The organism is Mycobacterium sp. E3298 (assembly GCF_001666895.1).
Taxonomy (GTDB): Bacteria; Actinomycetota; Actinomycetes; order Mycobacteriales; family Mycobacteriaceae; genus Mycobacterium.
On the sequence record NZ_LZJB01000582.1, the window covers coordinates 1 to 8,388 of the forward strand.

5 protein-coding genes are annotated in these 8,388 nt (G+C 64.6%); 1 reads left to right on the forward strand and 4 read right to left on the reverse strand.

From position 1 onward, the window contains the following. Positions 1-2,842: RND family transporter (locus tag A9X05_RS26490; RefSeq protein WP_067785119.1), on the forward strand; the 2,842-nt coding region annotated here is incomplete at its 5' end. Here A9X05_RS26490 and A9X05_RS26495 read toward each other — a convergent pair. The 4 genes from A9X05_RS26495 to A9X05_RS26510 all read right to left on the reverse strand — a co-directional run. Next, positions 2,835-3,617, reverse strand: coding sequence for an SDR family oxidoreductase (locus tag A9X05_RS26495; protein ID WP_067756377.1), 783 nt, complete (start codon positions 3,615-3,617; stop codon positions 2,835-2,837). The two genes, A9X05_RS26490 and A9X05_RS26495, sit on opposite strands and share 8 nt — an antisense overlap. A gap of 65 nt (positions 3,618-3,682) precedes the next feature. Further along, positions 3,683-4,534, reverse strand: coding sequence for an ABC transporter permease (locus A9X05_RS26500; RefSeq protein ID WP_067756374.1), 852 nt, complete (start codon positions 4,532-4,534; stop codon positions 3,683-3,685). Further along, positions 4,534-5,391 carry an ABC transporter ATP-binding protein gene (locus A9X05_RS26505; RefSeq protein ID WP_067756418.1) on the reverse strand — a complete coding sequence of 286 codons (858 nt, stop codon included), beginning with the start codon at positions 5,389-5,391 and terminating at the stop codon, positions 4,534-4,536. Before A9X05_RS26505 ends, A9X05_RS26500 begins: the two co-directional genes overlap by 1 nt. Positions 5,392-5,450: 59 nt before the next feature. After that, positions 5,451-8,388 (reverse strand): type I polyketide synthase (locus A9X05_RS26510; RefSeq protein ID WP_156675677.1); only part of this gene is annotated, 2,938 nt, incomplete at its 5' end.

Genomic DNA, 8,388 nt, shown 5'->3' on the forward strand with positions numbered 1-8,388 from the left:
GCGGATCATCCGAACCTTCGCGGTTCCCATCATCATCGGCTGGATCGCGCTCATCGCGGTGCTCAATGTCGTCGTTCCTCAGCTGGATGAGGTCGGGAAGATGCGCTCGGTGGAGATGACTCCCGACGACGCGCAGTCGGTCGTCGCGACCAAGCGCATGGGCGCAATCTTCAACGAGTACAAGTCCAACAGCTCGGTGATGATCGTGCTCGAGGGACAGAATCCCCTCGGCGCCGACGCCCACGCCTACTACGACCAAATGGTCAAAAAGCTCGATGCGGACACCAAACACGTCGAGCACGTGCAGGACATGTGGAGCGATCCCCTGACCGGGGCGGGCGCCCAGAGCAACGACGGCAAGGCGGCCTACGTCCAGGTGTATCTGGCCGGCAACCAGGGCGAAGCCCTGGCCAACGAATCGGTCGAGTCCGTCCAGAACATCGTCAAGAGCCTGCCCCCGCCGCACGGAGTTAAGGCGTACGTCACCGGGCCCGCCGCGCTGTCGGCGGATCAGCACACGGCAGGTGACCGCAGCCTGCAGCTCATCACCGCGGCCACGTTCACGGTCATCATCGGGATGCTGCTCCTGGTCTACCGGTCGGTGGTCACCGTGTTGCTCACGCTGGTGATGGTCGTGTTCGAACTTTCGGCCGCCCGCGGGATGGTCGCTTTTCTGGGCTACTACAAGATCATTGGGCTCTCGACCTTCGCCACCAACCTGTTGGTCACGTTGGCGATCGCGGCCGCCACCGACTACGCGATCTTCTTGATCGGCCGATATCAGGAAGCCCGCGCGGTCGGCGAGTCACGCGAAGACGCGTACTACACGATGTACAAAGGCACCGCACACGTGGTGCTCGGCTCGGGTCTGACCATCGCCGGCGCGACCTTCTGCCTGCACTTCACCAACCTGCCCTATTTCCAGACGCTGGGCATCCCGCTGGCCATCGGCATGGTGGTCGTCGTGGCGGCGGCGCTCACGCTCGGGCCCGCGGTGATCTCGGTGGCCACCCGCTTCCGCAGGACGCTGGAACCCAGACGGACACAACGCATTCGCGGGTGGCGCAAGATCGGCGCGCTCGTGGTTCGGTGGCCGGGACCGATCCTGGTGGTGACGATAGGGATCGCCCTCATCGGCTTGCTCACCCTCCCCGGGTACCGCACCAACTACAACGACCGCAACTACCTGCCGGCCGACCTGCCCGCCAACGAGGGTTACGCGGCCGCGGATCGGCACTTCTCCCAGGCGCGGATGAATCCCGAAGTGCTGATGATCGAAAGCGACCACGATCTGCGCAACTCCGCGGACTTCCTGGTGATCGACAAGATCGCCAAGACGGTTTTCCGGGTGCCCGGAATCGGCCGCGTGCAAGCCATCACCCGGCCGCAAGGCACGCCGATCGAGCACACCTCGATCCCGTTCCAGATCAGCATGCAGGGCGTCACCCAGCAGATGAACCAGAAGTACCAGGAAGATCAGATGGCCGACATGCTGCACCAGGCCGACATGATGCAGACGACCATCGACAGCATGGAAAAGATGTCGAGCATCACCGCGCAGATGGCCAACGACATGCATCAGATGGTCAAGAAGATGCACGACATGACCATCGACATCAACGAATTGCGCCAGCATATGGCCGATTTCGAGGACTTCTTCCGGCCGATCCGCAGCTACCTCTACTGGGAACGGCACTGCTACGACATCCCGGTCTGCTGGTCGCTCCGCTCGGTCTTCGACGGCCTGGACGGCATCGACATCATGACCGATGACATCGAGAGCCTGCTGCCGATCATGGACCATCTGGACACGCTGATGCCCCAGATGGTGGCGCTGATGCCTTCGATGATCGAAAACATGAAGGCCATGAAAACGACGATGCTGACCATGTATTCGACCCAGAAGGGTCTGCAGGATCAGCAGAACGAGGCGCAGAAGAACTCCAACGCGATGGGTAAAGCGTTCGACGCGTCCAAGAACGACGACTCGTTCTACCTGCCGCCGGAGACCTTCAACAACGCCGAGTTCAAGAAGGGGATGAAGAACTTCATCTCCCCCGACGGCCATGCAGTGCGCTTCATCATCAGCCATGACGGCGATCCGATGTCGCAGGAAGGCATTTCGCACATCGGCGCCATCAAGAAGGCCGCCTACGAAGCGCTCAAGGGCACGCCGCTGGAGGGCTCGAAGATCTATCTCGCGGGCACCGCGTCGATCTACAAAGATCTCAGTGACGGCAACACCTATGACTTGCTGATCGCCGGAATCTCGTCCCTGTGCTTGATTTTCATCATCATGCTGCTCATCACGCGGGGCGTGGTGGCGTCGGCCGTCATCGTGGGCACCGTCCTGCTCTCGCTGGGGGCGTCGTTCGGCCTGTCGGTGTTGATCTGGCAGCACCTCATCGGCATCGAGCTGCACTGGATGGTGCTCGCCATGTCGGTCATCATCCTGCTTGCCGTGGGCGCGGACTACAACCTGCTGTTGGTGGCGCGGTTCAAGGAGGAGATCTACGCCGGCCTGAACACCGGAATCATCCGGTCGATGGGCGGCACGGGTTCGGTCGTCACCTCGGCGGGACTGGTGTTCGCCTTCACGATGATGACGATGGCGGTCAGTGAGCTGACTGTCATCGGTCAGGTCGGTACCACCATCGGATTGGGTCTGCTGTTCGACACCCTGATCGTCCGGTCGCTGATGACGCCGTCGATCGCCGCGTTGCTGGGCAAGTGGTTCTGGTGGCCGCAACGGGTGCGGCAACGCCCGGTGCCGTCGCCGTGGCCCAAGCCGAGCACAGAGAAGGCACCCGAGGAGGCCGAAATCCTCGCTCCCGTCAGGTAACCCAGTCCGGTTGCCCGCCGGTGTCCACCGCGGAGAAGTCCTTGTGGCCCAGGCCGGCGGTGGTGCCGCCGTCGACGACGAACTCCGAGCCGGTCGAGTAGCTCGACTCGTCGCTGGCCAGGTAGACCACCAGACTGGAGACCTCCTCGGGCTGGGCGATCCGGCCCAATGCGGTCTGGAAGATGTCTTCGGGGACCCACTCGGTCATCGGCGTCTTGATGAGCCCGGGATGGATCGAGTTCACCCGAATCCCACTGGGCCCCAACTCGAGTGCCGCCGATTTGGTCAAGCCCCGGACGGCGAATTTTGTTGCGGTGTAACCGTGGCAGGCGATCGTGCCGGCGATCCCCTCGATGGAGGAGATGTTGATGATCGACCCCCGTCCGGCTTCCTTCATGGGTCTCACCACGGCGCGGATGCCCAGGAAGACGCCCGTCAGGTTGATGTCGAGGATGCGCTGCCACTCCGAGAGCGCGTAGTCCTCGAACGTGCCGATGTTGATGATGCCCGCGTTGTTGACGAGCACGTCGAGATGGCCGAACTCGCTCAGGGCGGTGGCCACCGCGGCGTCCCAGTCCTCGGGTTTCGTCACGTCCAGGTGCAGATAGCGGGCGGCGTCCCCGACCTCGGCCGCGACCGCCTTGCCCTCGTCGTCGAGGATGTCACCGAACACCACCTTGGCTCCCTCGGCCACCAGCGTCCGCACGTGCGAGGCCCCCATCCCCCGCGCGCCACCGCTGATCAGCGCGACCTTCCCGGCCAACCGTTCTGCCACTGTGATTCTCCTGTCGTGTGGGTCCTAAGCACCATACGTACAGGAGTCAACGTATGGCCATTGGCCTATTTTTTGTCCGACCACCGGAAAACCGTCAGGCAGGCGATCAGCCCGCCCACGCTCCATGCGGTCAATACGAAGAACGTCGGCCAGTGTTCCCAGCTGCCGGCCGGTTCGAAGGCGGCCATGTTCGACGGCAAGAGCACCGACCGGAAACCCTGGGCCATCCACTTCACCGGGAACACAGAGCCGAGGGTCAACATCCACGCCGGCAACGCGACGAGCGGAACATAGGTGCCCGACACGAACTGCAAGGCGACCCCGGGGCCGTTGGTCAGGACAGCCGCCGAAACCGCGGTGCTCGCAAAATTACTCACGAAAATGCCCAGTAACGAGCAGCTGATGATGCCCATCAGGAACACCCACGTCAGGGTGAACCACCCAAAAGCATCGGTTGGTAGATGGAGTTTGAAGACCAGCACACCCACCGACAACAGCACGACGGCCTCGGCCAGGCTGGCGACGGCAACCAGGGCGATCTTTCCGACGAAATACGACGACGCGGTCGTCGGAGTCCCCCGCAGCCGCCTCAGCGCGCCGCTCTCCCGGTCGGCGGCAACGCTGATACCGAGATTGATGAAGGACGTGGACAGGATTCCGTAAGCGAGGATGCTCGCAGCGAGCACGGCACCGGTGCTGGTGTCGCTGTGCGGCATCTTCGTCGAAAAGATCGAACCCAACAGAATGCCGATCACGGCAGGCATCGAAAACGTGAGGACCAACTGCTCCGGCCGGCGGTAGAACATTTTCAGCTCGGGCACGATGCGCGACACCCCGATGCGGAGCGGACCGGGGAGCGGCGCCTCGAGCGTGCGGTGGCGCTGCGGTGACGAACCCTGCGCTTGGTCGATGCCCATCACGCCTCGCCGATCAACCGCAGATAAGCGTCTTCGAGCGTCGGCCGGGAGACCGTCAGCTGAGCCAATTCAGCCCCGTCCTTCGACCGCTGCCTGATCAGGTCGGTCGGGCGATCCGTCTCCTCCACGTGGACGCGGCCTGCCTCCACCCACCGGACCGTAGCGGCGGAGCTGACGTACTCGGTCAGTCTTGCCGGTGAGTCGACCGCCACCACCCTGCCGTCGGCCAGGACTGCGACCCGGTCCGCCAGGGCGGCGGCCTCCTCCAGGTAGTGGGTGGTCAACAGGATGGTCGTGCCATCGCTCGCCAGTAATCTGATGAGGTCCCAGAATCGTCGCCGGGCATCCGGATCGAAGCCGGTCGTCGGTTCGTCCAGGAAGAGCAATTCGGGCATGCCGATGATGCCGAGGGCGACGTCCAAACGACGGCGCTGCCCACCTGACAGCGTCCTCACCCGGGCGTGGGCAACCGAGGTCAGCCCGACGAGTTCGAGTGTCTCCCCCGGAACCCGTGCCCTCCCATAGCATTTCGTCAGCATCTGAACGGTTTCCGCGACGGTCAGCATCCCCGCGTCGCTGACTTCTTGCAGCACGATGCCGATCTTGGCGCGCCAGCAGCGGCCGGCGGTTCCGGGATCTTCGCCCAACACCCGCACGTCTCCGGCATCTCGCTGTCGATGGCCCTCCAGGATTTCGATCGTCGTTGACTTTCCCGCGCCGTTGGGCCCCAGGATGGCGAAGATCTCGCCGTAGCCGACGTCGAGATCCACGTCGCGCACCGCGGGCCGGTGCCCGTAGGCCTTCGACAAGCCTCGAACGTGCACCGCGCGGGGCTGTTCCGCGTGCTTGACCGCGATCGGCTCGGCCTTCTCGGCCGGCTGCTCGTGTCGCGCCGACCGTGCCCGCCCGGGAGCGTTCACGCGTGCGTTCCTCCCGGGTCCTGTTGGTCGGCCTGCGTTTCGAGGTCGACCAGCAGTGCCCGAAGTTCGTCCTGAGAGAACTGCTCTACCAAGCGGTCGACCTCGTCGGCCGCGATGCGCTCCGGACGCGGGTCGCTGACCGGGGATGCGTCTGCGCCTCCCAGTTGAAGCCGGCCAAGTATGCGAACGGCCAGTTCGTTGACGCTTACGCCCCTGAGCAGTTCCAGCACCGGCAGTTCGACGGCGAACATCGCGTGGATCCGGGCCCTGAAATCCATTGCCATCATCGAGTCCAGGCCGAGGTCGTCGAGGGCGTCGTCGGGCCCGATATCGGCCGGGGTGAGGTCGAAGACCGCGGAGCCGATTTGTCGAACCAGGCGGGCGACCATGTCGAGCCTGTCGGCTTCCGGGCATGCCGCGAGGGAATCCAGGACGGATGTCTCGCCCTCGGCTTCGGCCGGCGAGGCTTCGGCCGCGCCCAGTTCGGAGAACATCGGCGGCAACTGCCCGACCAGGCCGACGCGACGGGCCAGCGTCCAATCGGCGGTGATGGCGATGACGTTGGGTACCTGCTGATTGATGAGCCGATCCAGGATCCGGGCGCCCGCCGCGGGGGTGATCAGCTCGATTCCCCGCTGGGCGTAGATCTTTTCGAGCTTGAGCTCTTCGACCATGCCGACCGACCACGGACCCCAACCGATCGTGGTGGCCGGCAATCCCTCGGCCCGTCGATGATGCGCGAAGGCGTCGAGGAATGCGTTGGCGGCGGCGTAGTTTCCCTGACCGGGTGAGGCGATGACCGACCCGGCGGACCCGAACATCACAAAGAAGTCGAGGTGCTGTTCCTTGAAAGCGTTGTGCAACACGCGAGTACCCGCGACTTTGGGCGCCATCACCTTGGTGAAATCCGCTTCGGTCATGTTGACCAACAGTTGGTCGTGGACTGAACCCGCGGCGTGGACGATTCCACGAACCGGCCGGCCCTCGTCTCGGATGTGGTCACCCAGCCACGCCCGCACCTGGTCGGCGTCGGTGATGTCCACGCTGGCCGTCGTCACTCGCGCGCCGAGGCGCTCGATCTGCCGGATCGCTTCGACGGTTGACCGGTGCTTGTGGTCGTGGGACAGCAACGGCCAGCGGCTCCTTGGCGGGAGTTCGCTTCGGCTCAGCAGGGCGATATGCCGCGCGCCCCGCTCGGCAAGGTACGTCGCGACGACGCGTCCGAGGGCTCCCGCTCCGCCCGTGACGACGTAGCTGGCATCGGGTGCGAGTCTGGTCGGGAAGGCTTTCGAGAGGCTGCTGGCCGGGCGCAGGCGCGGGACGAACGTGGTGTGGCCGCGGATGGCGATCTGATCTTCGGCGTCGTCATCGAGAACGTGGTCGCAGATGCGCGCGGCAGTCGCGACGTGATCGTCGGCGGCGTCGATGTCGACCAGCCCGCCCCATTGTTTGACCAATTCCTGGTGGCCCACGACGCGGCCGAGTCCCCAGATGACCGCTTGTTCGACCGCGATCGTCTCGGTCCCCGGCGCCGGTTGCGCGTTCGCGGTGATCAAGTACAGGCGCGGCTGGACGGTGTCCCGCTCCGCGAGGGCTTTCACGACGTGCATGACCGTGAAAACGCCGATGCTATCGACCGTTTCGGCCGGGACACCGTTGTGCGCCGGTTCGCCATCCGGATGTGCGGGCATATCCAACGGCCAGCAGTCGACGATGCCCGCGAGGTTGCCCTCTGCGGCGAGGTGGGTTTCGAGCAGCTGATGTAGCTGACGCGGCTGTCTCGGGTTCACCGCATATCCGCCGTCGATTTCGGTGAGCGCTTCGACGGGTCGGTGTTCGACAAGGCGAACGTGCTGGCCCCTGCGGCGCATCTGTTCCGCAAGCGCTGAGCCCACGCCCGCCGCGTCGACGAAGACGAGCCAGGACATGCCCTCGGCGGCGATCGAGTTCTCGCGTTCATCGTGGACGCCGGAATGCGCGACCCACTGAACCTCGTAGAGTCCCCTGTCCACGCGCTCGGGCGAGATGTGCGACGACGCGGCGAGTGACTGCACGGTGAAGCCGTTGAAGACAGCGAGCGGCCGCCCGTCGGCCCCTGTGACGGTGATGTCGCTTTCGATCTCATCGGCGGTCGCCGACACGACACGCACGTGGACGGACATGCTTGGGCCGGCAGAGCCGTATATGGCGCTTTGCCGGATCCGCACGGGAAGGTAGGGACTTTCGTTCGCCTCGCCCCCGAAAAGCGGCGCGCCGAGCAGGGTCTGGAAGGCGCCGTCGATGAGGGCCGGATGAAATCGGTACCGGTCGACTTCGTCGGCGAGCGCTTCCGGAATGGTCATCCGGGCTGTCGCCCAACCGTCTCCGGCCGTCGCCCCGGTGATTGTCTGGAACGCTTCGCCATAGCTCAGTCCCACGGCTCGGGTACGCGCGTAGAACTCGTCGCCGTCGATCGTTGTCGACTCGCCCGCGCCGGTGGGGCTGTCGCAGCGTCCGGGCGATCTCGGAAGTATGTTGAGTTGCGCCGTCGCCGTCAGCGTCCACTTCAGGTCCCCGCCCGCGGTAGCAGTGAAAGCGGTGAACTCCAGGGCGCCGGTGTCCTGATCGAGGGTCGTCCTGAGTATGGGGTCACACGTGTCGTCAAGAACGAGAGCCCGTCTCAGCGTCAGGTTCTCGACGCTGTGGTGAGCTGACCCATACGTTTGTTCGCCGGCCGCGAGGGCCATTTCGATGAATACCGCCCCGGGTACCAGGACACTGCCCTCAACCCGGTGATCCCCGAGGAAGGGCAACATCGCGGTGCTCAACTCCGCTTCCCAGGTGGGGTGCACCGCGCCGCTCACCGGTTGCCCGAGCAGGGGATGCACCGGGTTGTAGTGCAGGTCCTCCGCGGCTTCCTGCGTTTCGTTCCAATACCGTTTGGACTGCCATGGG